19 protein-coding genes, 1 tRNA gene and 1 riboswitch are annotated in these 18,610 nt (G+C 37.7%); of the genes, 3 read left to right on the plus strand and 17 right to left on the minus strand.

The window, feature by feature from the left end:
• Positions 1–160: 160 nt before the first annotated feature.
• Entirely contained in the window at positions 161–871 is a 711-nt protein-coding gene (locus IGJ99_RS11710; RefSeq protein ID WP_010734607.1) for a glucosamine-6-phosphate deaminase, read from the minus strand.
• A gap of 544 nt (positions 872–1,415) precedes the next feature.
• Between IGJ99_RS11710 and IGJ99_RS11715 the strand changes: the two genes are divergently transcribed.
• Positions 1,416–1,994, plus strand: a complete 579-nt coding sequence (locus IGJ99_RS11715) for a DUF4352 domain-containing protein (RefSeq protein ID WP_010734606.1) — start codon at positions 1,416–1,418, stop codon at positions 1,992–1,994.
• A 247-nt stretch (positions 1,995–2,241) separates the two neighbouring features.
• Here the strand turns inward: IGJ99_RS11715 and ribH are convergent, their stop codons facing one another.
• The 5 genes from ribH to IGJ99_RS11740 all read right to left on the minus strand — a co-directional run bounded on the left by ribH (position 2,242) and on the right by IGJ99_RS11740 (position 6,251).
• Complete coding sequence (ribH, locus tag IGJ99_RS11720; protein ID WP_062805754.1) at positions 2,242–2,703, minus strand: 6,7-dimethyl-8-ribityllumazine synthase; 462 nt, start codon at positions 2,701–2,703, stop codon at positions 2,242–2,244.
• A gap of 18 nt (positions 2,704–2,721) precedes the next feature.
• Entirely contained in the window at positions 2,722–3,897 is a 1,176-nt protein-coding gene (ribA, locus tag IGJ99_RS11725) for a GTP cyclohydrolase II (RefSeq protein ID WP_153830119.1), read from the minus strand.
• Positions 3,894–4,514 (minus strand): riboflavin synthase, encoded by a 621-nt coding sequence (ribE, locus tag IGJ99_RS11730; RefSeq protein WP_438770850.1) that lies wholly within the window; start codon positions 4,512–4,514, stop codon positions 3,894–3,896. Before ribE ends, ribA begins: the two co-directional genes overlap by 4 nt.
• The gene (gene ribD / locus IGJ99_RS11735) at positions 4,499–5,572 is read right to left on the minus strand and encodes a bifunctional diaminohydroxyphosphoribosylaminopyrimidine deaminase/5-amino-6-(5-phosphoribosylamino)uracil reductase RibD (RefSeq protein WP_438770925.1); all 1,074 of its coding nucleotides are present in this window, start codon (positions 5,570–5,572) and stop codon (positions 4,499–4,501) included. Before ribD ends, ribE begins: the two co-directional genes overlap by 16 nt.
• Positions 5,573–5,681: 109 nt before the next feature.
• Positions 5,682–5,815: riboswitch (FMN riboswitch) on the minus strand.
• 363 nt (positions 5,816–6,178) lie between these two features.
• Positions 6,179–6,251, minus strand: a tRNA-Thr gene (locus IGJ99_RS11740).
• Positions 6,252–6,372: 121 nt separating this feature from the next.
• On the opposite strand from IGJ99_RS11740, the gene IGJ99_RS11745 reads away from it, so the two are divergent.
• Positions 6,373–6,615, plus strand: coding sequence for a hypothetical protein (locus IGJ99_RS11745; RefSeq protein ID WP_010736620.1), 243 nt, complete (start codon positions 6,373–6,375; stop codon positions 6,613–6,615).
• Between the two features lie 99 nt (positions 6,616–6,714).
• Here the strand turns inward: IGJ99_RS11745 and upp are convergent, their stop codons facing one another.
• The 7 genes from upp to IGJ99_RS11780 form a co-directional block, all read right to left on the minus strand.
• Entirely contained in the window at positions 6,715–7,344 is a 630-nt protein-coding gene (upp, locus tag IGJ99_RS11750) for a uracil phosphoribosyltransferase (protein ID WP_010736621.1), read from the minus strand.
• Positions 7,345–7,560: 216 nt separating this feature from the next.
• Entirely contained in the window at positions 7,561–8,502 is a 942-nt protein-coding gene (locus IGJ99_RS11755) for an alpha/beta hydrolase (RefSeq protein ID WP_010736622.1), read from the minus strand.
• 532 nt (positions 8,503–9,034) lie between these two features.
• Positions 9,035–10,279, minus strand: a complete 1,245-nt coding sequence (gene glyA, locus IGJ99_RS11760) for a serine hydroxymethyltransferase (RefSeq protein ID WP_010736623.1) — start codon at positions 10,277–10,279, stop codon at positions 9,035–9,037.
• 189 nt (positions 10,280–10,468) lie between these two features.
• Positions 10,469–11,494: an L-threonylcarbamoyladenylate synthase gene (locus IGJ99_RS11765; protein ID WP_023520273.1), complete on the minus strand. Its 1,026-nt coding sequence runs from the start codon at positions 11,492–11,494 to the stop codon at positions 10,469–10,471.
• Positions 11,495–11,686: 192 nt separating this feature from the next.
• On the minus strand, positions 11,687–12,523 hold the full coding sequence (gene prmC / locus IGJ99_RS11770) for a peptide chain release factor N(5)-glutamine methyltransferase (protein WP_438770851.1): 837 nt from the start codon (positions 12,521–12,523) through the stop codon (positions 11,687–11,689).
• Positions 12,516–13,589, minus strand: a complete 1,074-nt coding sequence (gene prfA, locus IGJ99_RS11775) for a peptide chain release factor 1 (RefSeq protein WP_010736626.1) — start codon at positions 13,587–13,589, stop codon at positions 12,516–12,518. Before prfA ends, prmC begins: the two co-directional genes overlap by 8 nt.
• 2 nt (positions 13,590–13,591) lie before the next feature.
• Complete coding sequence (locus tag IGJ99_RS11780) at positions 13,592–14,176, minus strand: thymidine kinase (protein ID WP_010736627.1); 585 nt, start codon at positions 14,174–14,176, stop codon at positions 13,592–13,594.
• Between the two features lie 178 nt (positions 14,177–14,354).
• Here IGJ99_RS11780 and IGJ99_RS11785 point away from each other — a divergent pair, with 178 nt between their 5' ends.
• Positions 14,355–14,954, plus strand: coding sequence for a class I SAM-dependent methyltransferase (locus tag IGJ99_RS11785; RefSeq protein ID WP_153830075.1), 600 nt, complete (start codon positions 14,355–14,357; stop codon positions 14,952–14,954).
• A gap of 254 nt (positions 14,955–15,208) precedes the next feature.
• Here the strand turns inward: IGJ99_RS11785 and IGJ99_RS11790 are convergent, their stop codons facing one another.
• From IGJ99_RS11790 to IGJ99_RS11805, 4 genes are all read right to left on the minus strand, one after another.
• Positions 15,209–16,174 carry a peptidylprolyl isomerase gene (locus IGJ99_RS11790; protein ID WP_023520276.1) on the minus strand — a complete coding sequence of 322 codons (966 nt, stop codon included), beginning with the start codon at positions 16,172–16,174 and terminating at the stop codon, positions 15,209–15,211.
• Between the two features lie 235 nt (positions 16,175–16,409).
• A complete protein-coding gene (lepB, locus tag IGJ99_RS11795; protein ID WP_010736630.1) occupies positions 16,410–16,979 on the minus strand; it encodes a signal peptidase I in 570 nt (189 codons plus the stop codon).
• A 205-nt stretch (positions 16,980–17,184) separates the two neighbouring features.
• Entirely contained in the window at positions 17,185–17,964 is a 780-nt protein-coding gene (locus tag IGJ99_RS11800) for a DUF6681 family protein (RefSeq protein WP_438770852.1), read from the minus strand.
• The gene (locus IGJ99_RS11805) at positions 17,961–18,434 is read right to left on the minus strand and encodes a hypothetical protein (RefSeq protein WP_438770853.1); all 474 of its coding nucleotides are present in this window, start codon (positions 18,432–18,434) and stop codon (positions 17,961–17,963) included. The genes IGJ99_RS11800 and IGJ99_RS11805 overlap by 4 nt, the downstream gene beginning before the upstream one ends.
• Positions 18,435–18,610 lie beyond the last annotated feature (176 nt).

The raw sequence follows: 18,610 nt of genomic DNA on the forward strand, positions 1-18,610 counted from the left end.
ATGAACGATATAGTCTGTTTTCTTATCTATTCTACCGGAGAATACGATGGAAAACGAGTCTACAGTTAAATTCAGACATGCAAAAAAATCCACAAAAATCGGTAATATGATTTTCGTGGATTCTGTGTTGTTCTTTGAAACAATCCATTGATATGACTATTTATTTTAATAATTTTGCAGCTGCTTCATCTAAAATCACTGTGATATCGGGATGAGTCATCAAGATCGATGCAGGAATCTGCTCTGTTACTGGTCCTTCGATCACTTGTTTGATGATCTCTGCTTTATGCTCCCCGTTAACGATCAATACTAACTGTTTCGCTGCCATGACCGTCTTTGGCCCAAATGTCACAAAGTAATCACCAGGTTCTTCTCCCAGATGTTCTTTTAACGATTCATACATCTGATCTCCTGGAATGACTGGAATGCTATAAGTCTCCTTACTAAAATCCGTATATCCAGGCATGTTTCCACAAAAATGACCATCTTCACCAAGCCCCATCAAGACTAGATCCAATCCACCCGCTTGCGCCATTCGTTTATCCACATCTTGATAATTATCAATAGTCAGTTCATGGATATTTTCAGTAGCGACCCCTATAGGATCATAAAGGGCTTCTTTCAGTCCTGACATAGTCAGACCATACTGCTTGTCCTTTAATGCCACTTCATCAAAATTATAATAATGGATCATCGATGTATCCATCTGTAATTTACTAAGCGTCTCCACTAAAATCTCGTACGCCATCTTAGGCGAATTTCCTGTCGTCAAAGACAAATTCACTCGTTTTTTCTTCAACATTTTTTCCAAGACGATCCCCGCTGTCACTTCACTAAGCGTTTCATAATCTTTTGCAATCACTAAATCCATTGCTGTCCACTTCCTTTCACTCATTTAGTTAAAGTGTAACAGTGTCAGGATGTTTTTGATAGCGTTTTCTTAAAAATGAATCAAAATATATAACATTAATATAAAAAATAAACGTTTTTTTAAGGTAATTTTTTCTTATTTTAGATACACATAAAAAAACAAATATTTTTTTACATATTTAAAAATATTTGATATTATTATAATGGTTTTTTATCACATTAGCTTCATGAAACAGTGGGAATTTCTATCACTCAAACATATTTTTAAAAATCATGATTTTAATAATCTTACATTTAAACTTTCGACGTCGATGCTGAGATATTACGAGACCCAAATGACATATCTTCCAAGGGAAATCATGAAATATATCAGCAATATGAAAAATGTGTTGAGTAAAATATTGTAACATTACGGAACTTTTAAATATTATATATGTATAGAAAGAAAACAACTAATATACGAAAAAGTCCGTGCTGCAACACGGACTAATTACTTGTCTCTGAAATAACAAAGTATATTATAACAAGAAATGAGGAATTGTAAAATGGCAAAAAAAGTAATGGGACAAGATGGAAAGATGTATAAAGTAACTAAACCTTTCTATAAAAAAGTTTGGTTCTGGGTACTAGCAGTAATTATTATCGCAATTATTGGCGGTTCATTAGGTGAAAGTAATAATAAAAATGGTGGAGAAAAGATATCCTCACAAAATCAAACTGAAACAACTAAAACTACTCAATCATCGAGTAACGCTATTGAATTCTATAAAATTGGGGATACTGTTAAAGTCGGGGATGCTTCATACACTCTCAATAGTGTTGAACTAACTGACGAAAGAAATCAATTTGAAGATGAACAACCAGCAAACGTAGTCAAAATCAATTATACTGTAAAAAATGAAAGTGACTCAGACATTCCTGTAGGTGCCGATGTGGAAGTGTATGGATCGGACGATAAAAAATCTGAAAGCTATGCGAATGAAAATACCTTGGGGTCTGTTGCACCAGGAAAACAGATGGACGTTATAGCCCATTTTGGTTTAAATCAAACAGGTGATATTGAAATTCATTTTTCTCCTTTAGTATCATTTGAAAAAGCAGCAATATTCAAAGCAACAGTATAAAACACAAAATACACCGTCAATATATAGGTATAAACCTTTATATGACGGTGTTTATCTAGTGTGCCAACTATAGGAATCAAACCTACACGTTACTTGTAAAGGGAATTGACACTACAATTGCTAAGAATAGTGAAATGAATCATCAACAAAAATAGATGACTAATGATTATTTCCCCCTCATAACTGATTTGAATCTAAGGTTAGTATATCCGCAGTAAAATCATCATATTTAAAAAAATAATAATTCTTAAATTTGTTGTGAAAGAGAAATCATCTCAATTAACCCTTGAGCAGCTTCACTACCTTTATTTCCTGCTTTCGTACCTGCTCTTTCAATTGCTTGCTCAATGGATTCTGTGGTTAATACACCGAACATCACGGGAATATTGGATTCTAGGTTAATATGTGCGACACCTTTTGCTACCTCATTGGAAACTAATTCATAATGAGTAGTTGCGCCTCTGATCACTGTCCCCAACGTAATCAACCCATCATAACTATCCTTTTTGCTGAGTTTTTTGGTAATAAAAGGAATTTCAAAAGCTCCCGGTACCCAATATATATCAATTTGTTCTTCTTTAACGCCATGTCTTTTTAAATTATCCAACGCTCCTTGTAACAATTTTTGATTGATAAATTCATTAAATCGCGCGACTACTATCCCTATTCGAAGATCCTTTGTAGAATAATTTCCCTCATAAATCGTCATGTCTTCACTCCTTTATTTTTATACTGATAAATAATGATTGAACTTATCTTTTTTTGTTTTTAAATAGGCTTGGTTTTCCTTTTGTGGAAAGGTTTCAATGGGTACTCTTTCTACAATCGTAATTCCATCTTTTTGTAACTCTGTTACTTTATCAGGATTGTTTGTAAGTAACCGAATAGAAGTTGCACCAATTGATTTTAAAATGTCTGCTGCAAAGTGATAATCCCGTTCATCCGGAGCAAAGCCCAATTCAATATTTGCTTCATAAGTATCAAACCCTTGTTCTTGCAATTGATAAGCTTTTAACTTATTTCTCAATCCAATTCCACGACCTTCTTGACGAAGATAAAGAATAGCTCCAGTCCCCTCTTCTGCAATCATTCTCATTGCTTCATGTAACTGTTCACCACAATCGCAACGATGAGAACCAAAGACATCACCAGTTAAACATTCTGAATGAACACGGACTAATGTAGGAGACTGACTATTTTGAATATCTCCTTTTGTTAGCAATAAATGCTCCAGCTTTTCTCCATCTTCATAAATAGTCAATTTGAAATCACCATAATCTGTCGGTAAATTTACTGTTATATGACTACTTTCTTCTAAAAAATTTACCAACTCTTCAATAGTGATAAAGGGTAATTGCCATTCTTTAGATAAACGTGTCAGATCTTTCATCCTTGCCATCGTCCCGTCCTCTTTCAGGATCTCACAAATATAAGCGGCCTCCATACTATTAGCTAATTTGGCCAAATCAATTGCAGCTTCGGTGTGTCCTCGACGTATAAGCGTTCCACCATCTACACTAATCAAAGGAAAAATATGTCCTGGTCTAAGAAAATCACTTGATTTCGAATGAGGATCAGCCAATGCTTTAATGGAAGTAGCTCGATCAAATGCTGAAATACCAGTTTTCGTATGTTTATGATCCACACTAATCGTAAAAGCTGTACCAAACGCATCAGTATTATGAGTTGTCATTTCTTCTAAAGATAAGTGTTGCGCAATCTTCTTAGATATTGGCGCACATATTAATCCTCGACCAAATTTAATCATGAAATTAACCGCCTCAGGTGTCACATATTCGGCTAAACCAACTAAATCTCCTTCTGATTCTCTATCTTCATCATCAGCTACAATGATTAGACCGCCCTTTTTCAAAGTCTTTATTGCTTCAGTAATATTACTCATAGTAAGTCCTTCTCCTTGTACCTCTCAAATTTTTTTCTCTGTGCCTTTACATATTTTCCAACGATATCCGTTTCTATATTCACAAGATGTCCTACACCTAAATTCCCTAGATTTGTCAAAGATTTGGAATGTGGAATCAGACTAACTGAAAAGCTTGCTGCTGTTGTATCCGTAACTGTTAAACTTACTCCATTAATTGCAATTGATCCTTGTGGAATGATTTCACCTTCATATTTGGTTGGGTAAGCAAATGTCAAAACTAATGCGTTTTGATTCTCTATTTTTTTGATCAATCTTGTAACAGTATCAATATGTCCCGAAACAAAATGGCCTTCAAAGCGTTGTGTCATGGAAACTGCTCGTTCTAAATTTACCCTATCTCCAACTTTTAAGGTGGAGAAAGTGGTCCTTTTAAAGGTTTCAGGCATTATTTCAGCTCTAAAAAAAGTACTTGAAATCTCAATAGCAGTTAAACATACCCCATTGACTGCCATACTATCTCCAATTTTGTAATCACGTAGGACACTATTGGAAGTTTGAAAAGTGAGTTGGATCATTTGTTGCTTTCGTCGAATTTCTTTGACTGTTCCTTGTTCAATGATTAATCCTGTGAACATTGCTTTCGTTTCCCCCTAACTCGAATGTCTTCTCCAAGCTGTTCAACTTCCAAAAATTCTAATTGTTGATCTTTAGAGACTAAACGTTCACTATGAAAAGACATCGGACTTTTTCCACCAAAAAGTTTGGGTGCAATATAACTGATGACTTCGTCCCAGAGACTTTCTGCTAAAAAAGCATCATGGATTTTCGCTCCTCCTTCTACGTACAACGACTGAATACCTTTCTTTCTCATGGTCTCAATAAAGAATGGAAAAGAAAACTTAGGTGTATAAAAAATGGTTACATGGGAAAATAGTTCCTCTAGCTTAGGATTTTCCGTAAATATCCAGACCGGACTTGTTGTCGTTTGAAAAAGATCGAGTTTAGGGCTTTTAAGGATCCGTCCTCTACGATCCAAAACAATGCGTACTGGCGGGAAGATAGTTTCAACATCAGGTAACAAAAGAGGGTCATCAATTAGAACGGTTTCGCTCCCTACCACGATTCCTTGATATTCTCCTCGCTCTTTGCGAACTCTTGAGATTGCCTCTGAGCCTGTTATTGAGTACCTAGAATCTTTCTGCATAGAAATTTTCCCATCTAGTGTAACAGCTTGTTTTAACGTGATGTAGGGACGATCCATTTCAAAAAAATGGTTATAAAAAGGATTCAATGCTCTACATTTCTCTTCTTCTACGCCTACAATTACTTTGATTCCATGCTTTTGTAAAAATTTTCTGCCTTTTCCTGCTACTAAAGGATTTGGATCAAGTTGGCCTATGACTACCGTTGTGATACCAGACTGGACAATGGCTTGCGTACAAGGTGGCTGTTTTCCTTGGTGGTTACAAGGTTCTAAAGTAACATATAAAGTTGAATCAAACAGTTCTTCGGGGGAACCACAATTTTGAATAGCATTTACTTCAGCGTGAGCCTCACCATAATGTAAATGCGCACCTAGTGAGAGTAGCTTTCCTTCTTTAACAATCGCAGCTCCAACTAATGGATTGGTAAAGGTCTTTCCCTTTCCTTTTCTTGCCTCTTCAATCGCAGCTAACATGAAAGACTGGTGCATATCAATTCCCCCTTTCAACAAAAAATGCCCTGCGAATTTAATCACAGGGCATAACTAAATAAACCTAAAGATAATCGATTTTAATACAAATAAAACCGATCTTCAGTCGATTTTTCTTCTCCCATCCAGACTTTAACTGTCGGTGCCAGATTTTCACTAGCTCAACCACAAAAATGTGGTTCACGGACTTCGAGTAAACTCGTCACCGTCGGTCGGGAATTACACCCTGCCCCGAAGAAATATTCAATTCGTTTAGAGTATATTCTTAAAGCTCACATGTGTCAACCTTAAAAAAAACACATAAAAATAAAATGTAGGTTAAACATAACCACTTAATTAGTGTTAATTGCATGAATAGAATACGATTATATGCCTATGAAATGGCAACTAATAGAATATTAAAAAACTTTTTGACCTATGATTAAAATTCGTTTAAAATAATTCGAAAATGCAAGTAAAATTTTTTATTTTCGTGTCTCATCAATCAAAATGAACAATTGGAATAAAATTATTGTAAGTAGGCATTTTTAGTCATTCACTTTTCAAAAAAACAAAAAGCAGTCATATCGAAGGCGTAAAAACCTTGATATGTCTGCTTTTATCGTATGCCAGCTATAGGGATCGAACCTACGACCTACGCGTTACGAGTGCGTTGCTCTACCAACTGAGCTAAGCTGGCGTTTCCAAGAGAAATTATAGTCGTTATGTTAAGAAATGTAAAGGGGTAATGTGGAAGATTTTTCTACTTTCATGATTTTTTTCAAAAAATGTGCTATAATTATAGATGAAAGGCAGGTTTTATGAAAATGGCAACTTTTGGAAAATTTGAAACAAAGGTCGAACCGTCAGAATTTGGAGAAAAATTTACCACTGATACACATGTTACCTTTATGATTCACGGAAAAACGCAAACCGGAACGATTTCCAAGCAATTGAAAAACTCTGCTGTTGTTGCAATTGATGAAACTAATGAGAATACCGATTTGATGGCCCAAAGTAAAGGCGTCGTCATTATCAATTACAAAGATATGAGTAAGATTTAGTTTTTTCAACCATCCATCAAGTGGATGGTTTTTATTTTGACTGAATGAAATAAAAAAAAATCTGGGAAAATCCCAGATTTTTTGTATAGCTGATTTTTCCTATTTAGTACCAAATAAACGGTCGCCAGCATCGCCTAGACCAGGAACGATATAGCCTTTGTCGTTTAATTTTTCATCTAATGAAGCAGTATAGATATCAATATCTGGATGTGCTTCTTGTAAGGCTTTAACACCTTCTGGAGCTGCAACAAGGCAAACAAATTTAATGTTTGAAGCGCCACGTGCTTTCAGAGCATCGATCGCCATGATCGCTGAGCCACCTGTCGCTAACATTGGATCAACTACGAATAATTGACGTGCGTCGATATCTTCCGGTAATTTAACGAAATACTCGTGCGGTGCCAATGTTTCTTCATCTCTGTATAATCCGATGTGGCCGACTTTAGCTGCTGGGATCAATTCTAAGATTCCGTCAACCATTCCAATACCTGCGCGCAAGATTGGGATAATGGCTACTTTTTTACCAGACAATGTTTTTTGTGTTGTTTCTGTGATTGGTGTTTCGATGACAATGTCTTCAAGTGGCATATCACGTGATACTTCATATGCCATCAGCATAGCGATTTCATCAACAACCTCACGGAAAACTTTTGTACCACAATTTTTGTCGCGAATAATCGTTAATTTGTGTTGGATCAATGGATGGTCGATTACTTGAAATTTGCCCATTTTTTTGTCTCCTTTTTCTCTCGTTTCTTTTTAATTGTAAAACAAAATCACTGACTTGACTAGTCTAACCCGTCATTTTCCTAAAGAAAATCAAAGAAATAAAAAAACAAAGCGGTGTTCTTTTTAAAATCAGCAAAAAATAACAAAAACGCCTGAAAATCAGACGTTTTTTGTTATTTTTCTAATTTATTAATGGATAAAGATGACAAAAAACAACTAGTTTTTTAGCCATTCTGTGGAAAGAGTCATTGCTGCTCGTGTCGCATTGGTTTGGTCCATCGCATTTACCATGACAAAATCATGGATGATCCCTTGGAAACGTACTTGCGTAACTTCCACACCAGCTTCACGAAGTTTTCTAGCGTATGCTTCTCCTTCATCTCTTAACACGTCCGCTTCACCAGTCAAGATCATTGCAGGTGGTAAACCTGTCAATTCTTCTTTACTTGCACGTAGAGGTGAGGCAGTGATTTCTGCTCGTTTCTTTTCATCTGTCGTATACTGATCCCAGAACCATTGCATCCCTTCTTTTGTTAAGAAGTAATTCTCTGCGAATTGGTTATAAGAACCTGTATCGAAATTTGCATCAGTTACAGGATAATATAGTAATTGTTTTTTGATTGGTAATCCTTGACGTTGCTTTGTAAGGATCGTCATCACCGTTGCCATATTCCCACCTACGGAATCCCCAGCGACTGTCAAGTTCTCAAGATCCAAGCCTTTCGACTCAGAAAGCTCCGCAAGTTTTTGCAAAATCGCGTAGTTTTGCTCGATGGCAGTAGGATATTTTGCTTCTGGCGAACGACTATACTCAGGAAAAATAACGATCGAATTTGTACGAACAGCCAATTCTCGAATCAATTTGTCATGTGTCTTGGCACTTCCAAATACCCAACCAGCACCATGTATATAAAATATGACAGGTAATTTTTCTACATTTCCTTCAGGACGGATAAAACGCACATTGATTTGTCCCCAATCATTGGTATCCATTTTCAAATCCTCGATATCCACAGGTAATTTTTCCACAGAAGAACTTTGAACTTCTTCTAGAAGATCACGCCCTTCTTCCGGAGGTAATTCATAGATACGCGGGTGCGGTGCATTAGCATCACTAAACTCAATTGCTTCTTTTTCTAATGAAATTCGATCAGTCATACGGATTCCTCCCTAAATTGAATGCAACAAATAAAATTACACCTCATATACTAGAGAGCAACCAGACAAAAGTCAAAAAATCAGATTGAAAGAGGTTGTGAAAGAAGCGCTCAGCACTAAGGCATAAGACAGAAAAATAAAAAATGGCTATTTCATTTTTTATTTTTTTGGCTTATGACCGAAGTGTTGCTTCTTGAACACCGTTTATCTAGGTTGTGAGCAAGCCGTTCAGCTCCAAGTATTAAGGCAACAATTGAGAAAATAGCTTCTCATATTTTTTCAATTGTTGTCTTAATATTGAAGGAGCTGGCTTGCGAACACCGTTTATCCAAGTTGTGAAAGAAGCGCTTTGACCTGAGCAGTAAGATGAAAAATCAGAAAATAGCTTTTCATATTTTTTGAGTTTCCAGAGAGCCATCTAACACTTCAACAATCAGAAAAAAGGTGAGACAACCAAACAGCTACATGCCTGGTTGTCTCACCTTTTTCTATTCTCTTACCTTCTTATTGATGACTCTTAGTTATAAACTATTTATTTTTTATATAATGGAAATTGCTCTGTTAATTCACGGACGCCTGCACGCACTTCTTCTAATTGTGCTTCATCATCTTTTGCCTGTAAGGCTTTGACGATCAATTCAGCTACTTTTGCCGCATCTTCTTCGCGGAAGCCACGGGTCGTAATTGCTGGTGTCCCAATACGGATACCGCTTGTTTTGAATGGGCTTAGTGTTTCAAAAGGAATCGAATTTTTATTGACGGTGATATGAACACTGTCCAAAATCGCTTCTGCTTCTTTTCCGTTCAATTCTAAGTCACGTACATCGATCAAAATCAAATGGTTATCTGTGGCACCTGAAATCACTCGGGTACCAATCGATTGATTGAATACTTTTGCCATAGCTTTTGCATTGGCAATGACTTGTTCGCTATATTCCTTAAATTCAGGAGTCAATGCTTCTTTAAATGCAGCAGCTTTTCCGGCAATCACATGCTCCAAGGGGCCACCTTGGATGCCTGGGAAGACTGCGCTATTGATTTTTTTCGCCAGCTCTTCATTGTTCGTTAAGATCATCCCACCACGAGGTCCTCGTAATGTTTTGTGAGTAGTAGTTGTTGTGATATCGGCATAAGGGATTGGGCTTGGATGGACACCCGCTGCAACTAAACCAGCAATGTGTGCCATATCGACCATCAATTTTGCCCCAACTTCGTCCGCGATTTCTCTGAATTTTGCAAAATCGATCGTCCGACCATAGGCACTTGCTCCTGCTACGATCAATTTTGGTTGATGTTTTCTCGCTAAGATGCGTACGACATTATAATCAATGACTTCTGTTGACGGATCTACACCATAAGCAACGAAGTGGTACGTTTTTCCACTAAAATTGACTGGAGAGCCATGTGTCAAATGTCCGCCAGCAGAAAGATCCATTCCTAAGATCGTATCCCCCGGTTCAACTAACGCAAGATATGCAGCTGTATTGGCTTGTGATCCAGAGTGTGGTTGAACATTGACAAAATCGGCACCAAATAATTCTTTGGCACGGTCGATCGCCAGATTTTCAACGATATCCACAAATTCACACCCACCATAATAGCGACGTCCTGGATACCCTTCTGCGTACTTATTCGTTAAAATACTTCCTTGTGCCGCCATCACAGCTTCAGAGACAAAGTTTTCAGAAGCGATCAGCTCCAGATTGTTTTCTTGTCTTTCCTCTTCTTTTGCGATTGCTGCCCATAAATCAGGGTCAAACGTTTTGTAGTCTACCACAAACAACAACTCCTTATTTATTTATGTGTCAACTTCTCTAAATTTCAAATGATTGTTCAGTTTATTTGTCTTTTTTTGATGTTGACCAAACATTACTAGCTAAGAATACGAACATTATTTCTTAAATAGCTATTTTAGTTTGTTTCCTAGATTGTATCACAGAATGATTTTGCAGCAATCACTTCTGGTTCATTTTTTATAATAATTTTGTCCTGCGGCTTTTTTCAACCGATTCATATAAGCAATACCTAGCCCTTCTTCAGGTGCAACTTGTACTAGAATCAGATCAAGAGCTAATCGATCATCATCTAAGCCACGTAACCCCGCAAACAACCCTTTCGTTGCTGCCTCTACTGAATCATCGTAATACATATACACAGCTGCGACATCCTTGCGTACCTGATCAGCAATTGTTGGTCCAGCTAAAACACCGGTACGTAGTTTTTGCTCTTTTGTCCAGATGATCGCCTCTGGCCAATCCTTTTTTTCAACCATTAGTACTCGAGTATCAGGTGAGTAATGTTTGTATTTCATCCCCGGTGATTTCGGTGTTTCAGATTCTTTGACCAAATGGCGGTCTGTCGCCACTGGACTTTCAATGACAGCTTCTAGTTGCTCTTTCGTGATTGCTCCTGGTCGTAAGATCATCGGCGGTGCAGATGGGTCACTCAGATCAAGTACCGTTGATTCCACACCGATCCTCGTCGCCCCATCGTCAATGATTCCTGTGATTTTTCCATTTAGATCATGAAAGACATGGTCTGCTGTTGTTGGACTCGGTTTACCTGAAGTGTTGGCACTTGGCCCGACAAGTGGTACACCTGCTAATTGGATTAATTCTAACGTTTTCTTGTTATCTGGCATGCGAAAAGCAGCTGTGGATAAACCACCAGTGACAATCCCTGGTAAACTACCTTTTTTGATGTGAAAAATCAAAGTCAGTGGTCCTGGCCAGAAGTTTTTCACAATTTGTTCTGTTAATGGGTGAAAGTTGTCCACATACTCTTTTACTTGTTCGAAGGAGGCGACATGGACGATCAATGGGTTGTCTTGTGGTCGACCTTTCACTGTAAAGACTTGTTTGACAGCCTCCGGTAAAAGGGCATTAGCTCCTAATCCATAGACAGTTTCCGTTGGAAAAGCCACTAGATTTCCTACTGCTAATTCCTTCGCAGCTTCATTCAATTGTGTTTCATCATATTTAATTGTTTCCACAGTCTATCCACATCCTCTTTTTTCAAAATCCTTGTTTTATTCCGTTTTTTCAGGTAGTTATACACAAATTGTTGATAACTAGTTTGTCAATAGTGGATAAGCATGTTGATAACTAAAATATTCGTTTTCATCCTTATCAAATCAGTGTTTTTTTATTATAAAAAAACAGAAAAAAATTTTTTCATCCACAAACTAATTGGTAACAAAAATCATTCGATCATTTCCTGCCATATCTTTTTTGATCCGTACTTTTTTTGTCGGAAAGGCTTGCTCCATGATTGCTTTGACAGCTGCTCCTTGTTGGAAACCAATCTCAAAAAAAAGTTGTCCATCGCTAGCTAATATTTGTGCAGCTTCCTTTGCGATTTTCTGGTAGATCGCTAAACCATCTTCTTCAGCAAACAATGCCATCTTCGGTTCATAGGTTCGTACACTCTGATCCATCACCGACCATTCTGCTCGACTGATATAAGGGGGATTAGAAATAATGACATCAAAGGTTTGATCCAAGACAGGTTCCAACGTATCACCATGATAAAAATTGATCGTTGTTTGTTCATGTTCTGCATTTTCCTTAGCGACAGCTAGTGCTTCTAAAGATAAATCAATTGCTGAGACTTGCCAATTTTTTCTAGCAGCTTTCAAGCTGATGGCGATTGCTCCAGTTCCTGTACCGATATCCACGACATTTAAGGTTTCTTCGCTTGTTTTTGCCAAACACAGTGCGACTAATTCTTCGGTTTCTGGACGAGGAATCAAAGTTGCTTCCGTGACTTTCAAGCGGTGATCAAAAAATTCAGCATAACCTAATAAATAGTGGGGCGGATAATGTTGCACTAGTCGTTGCATATCTGCATTGATCATGGCTTGATCCTCGGCTGTGATCGGTTCATTCATTCGCATGAGCCAATCCAGTTTCGTCCACTGCTTTCGTTCAAGAAAGACAAACTGGATATTATACCCTTCTACTCCTTGTTCTTCTAAAAAAGAAGAAGCCCGTGTGAGGACTTCTCGATAGGTTTTATCCATTTTGCATCTCTTCCAACTTAGATGTTTGGTCGTACACGATCAATGCGTCGACGATCTCATCTAGTTTTCCTGCTAGAATCTGATCCAATTTTTGGATCGTCAAGCCAATACGGTGGTCGGTCACGCGATTTTGAGGGAAGTTATACGTACGGATACGCTCTGAACGATCCCCAGTCCCTACCGCAGATTTACGGTTCGCATCATATTCGCTTTGTGCTTCTTGTTGGATCTTGTCGTAGACGCGCGCACGTAAGACTTTCATCGCTTTCTCACGGTTTTTCAATTGTGAACGTTCATCTTGCATCGCCACCACGATTCCAGTTGGTAAGTGAGTCAAACGTACCGCAGATGCTGTCTTATTGACATGCTGTCCACCGGCTCCAGAAGCGTGGTAAATATCGACGCGGATATCCTTGTCAGCCAGATCGATCTCTACTTCTTCTGCTTCAGGCATGACAACGACAGTTGCCGTTGATGTATGGATACGTCCTTGAGATTCTGTTGAAGGGACACGTTGGACCCGATGTGCGCCACTTTCATATTTTAATTTCGAATAGACATTTTCACCTGAGATCATCATGATGACTTCTTTATAGCCACCGATCCCTGTCACACTTGCTTCCAAGACTTCTGTTTTCCAGCCTTGGCTCTCTGCGTATCGTTGATACATCGAGAAAAGATCCCCTGCAAATAGTGCGGCTTCGTCGCCACCAGCGGCTCCGCGAATCTCCATGATAATGTTTTTGTCATCGTTTGGATCTTTTGGAAGTAACAAAATCTTGATTTTTTCTTCTAGTTCTTCTTTTTCTTTTTTCAAATCAGCTAATTCTTCTTTAGCCATCTCTGCCATTTCGTCGTCTAACTTTTCGCCGAGTAATTCTTCTGTATCTTTGATCCCTTGAACAACTTCCTTGTAGCGACGATAAACTTCAACCGTTTCACGTGTATTTGCTTCTTCTTTTGAAAGCTGCATGAAACGTTTCGTATCTGAAATCACTTCTGGGTCACTCAGTAGTTCCCCAAGCTCTTCGTAACGGTCTTCGATTGATTGTAATTGATCGTACATGCTTAATCTCCTTCTGTGATCATCAATGGATGAAAATAGTGTTTTCGACATACGGGATAATAGGCTTCATTGCCACCAATTTGGACTTGATCTCCTTCGTACACCGGTGTTCCGTCTATATAATGTAAATTCATCATTGCTTTTTTATGGCAGAACCAACAGATCGTTTTCATTTCTTCGATTTTGTCTGCATAAAGCAATAAATATTTCGATCCTTCAAATAATTCATTTCTAAAATCATTTTTTAATCCGAACGCCATCACCGGAATATTGAGTTCATCAACGATTCTCGTGAATGCTAAGACATGTTCTTTTGTTAAGAACTGCGCTTCATCGATCAATACACAGAATGGTGGATGTTCCATCTGCTGGATGACTTCAAATACATCGGTCGTTTCAAAAATGGGAATTGCTTCACGTTTCAGCCCGATTCTGCTTGAAACTACGCCAACGCCATCTCTTGTATCGATTCCGCTGGTCATCAAAACAACCGGTTTGTTTTGTTCTTCATAATTATGTGCGACTTTTAAGATCTCGATTGTCTTGCCGCTGTTCATTGCGCCGTACTTAAAAAATAGTTGTGCCATGTCCTCATTCACCTTCCAGTTTGTTCCTATGGTATTATACTTGATTTTCAATCATTTTTACAGTGAGAATTTTCGAAGCGAGATTTCCCTAGTGTAAATGTTGGTATTTTCGTTATAAATCAATAAACTACCCGCACTTCTTTTGGTATAATCGAATGAAAAATAAAGGAGGGCACTTATGTCCGAAATATTCCACCAAATGGCGAACCATTATGATACCCCCGAACGAATACAATTAGCTGCTACGATTCGTTCAGCTGTTGAAAAAGAATTTTCTGCACAGACTCATGACCAGAAATTGATCGATTACGGTGGGGGAACTGGTCTTGTCACGTTACCCTTTGCCTCACGTTTTAAAGAAGTGATCATTATAGATTCAGCCGCAGGAATGCTAGCGATGGCTGATAAAAAAATCAAAGAGGCAAAACAAGCAAATGTACGAACACTTGAATTGGATGCTACAAAGGATTTGCCGGCAGAGAAAGCCGACATCATCTTACTATCTTTAGTCTTGTTACATATTCCAGAAACGAAAGTCATTTTAAAACAACTTTCGCAAATGCTTCATCCAAGCGGAAAACTTTATATCGTTGACTTCGATAAGAACGAAAAGATCCAGCATCCAAAAGTCCATAATGGTTTTGACCACGAGGAGCTAAGAGAACAATTGAAGCTTGCTGGATTTAAACCACTCTCAATTGAAACATTCCATCACGGAAAAAACTTGTTCATGAAACAAGATGCTTCTTTGTTTTTGGCTATAGCAATCAAAGAATAAGCATTTTCTATTTCTATAAAAAAACCTTTCATAAATACGCAAAGTGTCTGTGACATTAGTCCTCTTGTACCACCTAAAACCGAATAAACGGCGGGAACAGAAGTAATCTCTTCGGAAATAAGGCGCCATCCACAAAAATTTGAAGAACAATTTTCGTGGATGGCGCCTTATTTCTCGAGGCTGAACACTTCTGTCCCGACCTCTTTTGATTATTTTAATTGAGTTCGTATTTGTTTAGTTCTTCCACTGATCAATTAGTTTGAACTATCTGTCGAAGTACTTGTCGAAGCTTCAGTTGAAGCATCGGTTGAACTTTCGCTTGTGGATGGTTCCGTCATCAAGCCACTTAGTACGTTTTTGAAATCTTCATCTTTGATTTTTACATTTGCTTTTTTCAATTCATTACGCACAGCTTCTTGTTGGAATGTTGGATCTGCTATTTTTGTCTCTGTTGCTATTTTTTCTAATTCATCTTTATATTTCGACATATCATTGCCTTTTTCTTGTTGTTTGACCATTTTCACAAGATAATATTCCGTGGCGTTCGTAGAGGAATTAGTCGCTGTGATAACATCAGATACTTCCTCATTTTTAAGTTTGAACGCTGCTTGTTTGACTTCTGTTGGCACACTTTTAGATTGCGAGTCAAAGGTGATTTCTCCACCCTTTTCTTTTGTCGCTTCATCGGTCGATTTTTCTTTGGCGATTTTAGCAAAGTCGCCCCCTTCATCGAGTGACTTTTTGATTTCCTTGGCTTCATCTTCGCTACTTACTTTGATCAATTGTGCCTCTACTTCTGGATGGAAGTTTTCCCACGCTGTTTTAAGATCTTCATCCGTCAATTCGACATTCGCTCGTAAACCTGCTTTGTAAGCTAACCCTCTTTTTATTTCTTCTTTATAAGATTCAGTTGTATAGCCCGCTAATTTCAATTGCGAATCGAAAGAATCACCGAGTGCTTCTTTGCTAGCGTTGTATTCTTTATCTACATCTTCAGCCGTAATTTTGTCGCCATAATTTTCTTCAAAAATCTGGAAGATGATCAAATCTTGGACAGCGGTCTCCGCACCCTTGATTTTTTTCAAGTGGTCCACTAGTTCCTGCTCTGAGATGGTACCGCCTTTATACGTCACTGCAGCTTGATCTGACGGATTTGTTGAACATGCAGAAAACAAAACCAGTCCTGATGATACAGCTAATATTGAGATGAATTTTTTCATGCTGTCACTCCTATATATTTTAATAGTTATTTATATCTATGTGTCTTTCACTTTAGCCTTACTTTATGAACAAACTTTGAAAATAACGTGATTTTATAAAAAAATTATACTTGATCACTTGTTGTTGTAGTTTATATAACAAAAAAACCTCAACATTCCAAACGAATGTTGAGGTTTTTTCAGGGTATATCTTTACTGTTTAGAGTTATATCGCTATCGCATTACGTATCATCGATTAAATGATATTGATCTTATTCAACGGCCAATAGCGGAAAACGACTTTACCTTGGATCAAGTCTTCATCGACTAAACCAAACATGCGGCTGTCTTTTGAGATCAAACGATTGTCGCCCAGTACCAAGTATTGTCCTTCCGGAACAGTGAATTCAAAATCACTGGTGAACGTTTCAGCATTTTCAGCTTGCGATTGGAAGGCTGAATTATAAGAATATTCCTCTTGTAGTTTGTCTTCTGAAAATTCTTTTTTATACTCATCTAAGTAGGGTTCATCTTGCTTTTCCCCATTGATGTATAGTTGATCATCTTCCATTTTCACAGTATCGCCTGGCATCCCAATGATTCGTTTGACGATCATCCGTTCTTCATCCCCAGGTTCTTTTGTTGTAATGATATCCCAGCGGTCAAAATCTGAGATTTTAGATGAGATCAAACGTTGCCCATCATGTAACGAAGGGTCCATGGAATGACCACTCACTGTGACTGGTGTGAATACATAGACTCTTGCCAAAATGATGGCGGCTAAAACAACGATCAAGATTCCCCAATTTTTCAAAAAGTTTTTCACTTTATACCTCCTATTAACCAAACATTTTTATGTTATTTTTTATTTATTTGTTAGCTATTCTTTATTTTACATTTTTTATCAATTAAAAGAAAGAATAAGTGTCGGATCGTGTTGGGAATAATCCGTTTTTTTTTGAAATGTTTTTTTGAACTTCATGTATCTTTCATATTAGAGCGAAATAAATACTTGATGGAGAAGATTTATCCTACACTTTTGATTTTTTTCTTCGTTGGCTTCGACTGTATGTCACTTCACCTTCTTGTTCTTTTGGTTGATTTTTCTTGATGATCAACTTCAAACGATAGGGTTCATGGTATCTAAGACCATCTTTGACAAAATCACCGCCTGCAAGGAATAAGCCTACGGGTTCAATATGATCTTCTGGCGAGTCGACCTTGATCGTTCCTACTTTTTCCATGCTGGAATAATTACGGCCGATACTTAATTGATAAGTTTTGTCGGAGACTTTTTTCACATAATAGTAGGGATAAAGTGTATTTCGATCAATCAAGAAACCGTCCATTCGACCAAGTTCATTGACCTTGATTTCCCCTTTTTCAATCAAATAACGCATATTCTCTGCTAGTTTCAATTGGTAGTCTTCATCGAATAGAACATTGGCTTTTTCTGTATTGACTTTGTCGATATTTCCGTTGTTCCCGCGAACCGTTTCTCCTTCAATATTGAATGCTTCATCAGGTAGATATTTTACGATCACTTGGGTCACATCGGCTTTTGAATTTTTATCAAAAAAGTAATAAAACACATTTAGAACAGTGAAATATAAAAGAACTAAAAAGCCTAATCCATATAAAAAGAACTGCAAATAGTTTTGATTTTGCCATAATCCATAAACAATCCGTAAAAGGTAAACGGTCGGAATCACACTTAATATAGTATAGCCTCGGTTCAAATATTTAGGACTGATATCTAAATATCCTAAAAACTTGTGTACCCCATTGATGATATCTAATATAAATGTCATTCTTCATCACCTGCCTGTTGATTATACATCTGTGTTTCAGCGGATTGCTCTGTAGGTGCATTATTTTCATTTATATTGCCTTCACTTGGCGTAGAAGTACTTGGCGTTGTATTAGGCGTCGTACTGCTTGGTGTAGTGGCACTTGGCGTCGTACTTGAACCGCTGTCGTCCCCTTGATTTTGACTAGTCGAATTGGTCGTATATCCTGTATTTCCTTCATCCACGGAACTTTCTGGTATTGAGTTTTGGTTGTATGTAGAATTGGTTGTGTCTTGTTCTACAGTCGTCGGTGTTGTTTCTACCGTGTCATTCGTTTGCCCTGTTCCTTCATTGGTAGAAGTCGTCGTAGTCTCTGTGGAACGACTTGGTGCACGATAGCTAGAACTATTAACAATGCCTGTTGTGGTAGCAACAATCGTCGAAATCGTCAATACAGCGATTGGCTTTAATATAGGTGCTACTTTTCGCATATTCTCTCATCCTTTTCCTTGTTGCCGCTTGAAGTCTTGATCCGTTTGGCAAAAATTGATTTTTCTCACACGTATTCTTTAGTTTTACCATAAATTTCTTATTTTTTTCTTATTTTTTCATGAAACTTTTGTGTAGATTACTCAAATGTTGTTTTAGTCGTAATCAGACAGTCTAT

This window comes from Enterococcus sp. AZ095b (assembly GCF_051714725.1).
GTDB classification, from domain to species: domain Bacteria; phylum Bacillota; class Bacilli; order Lactobacillales; family Enterococcaceae; genus Enterococcus_B; species Enterococcus_B pernyi.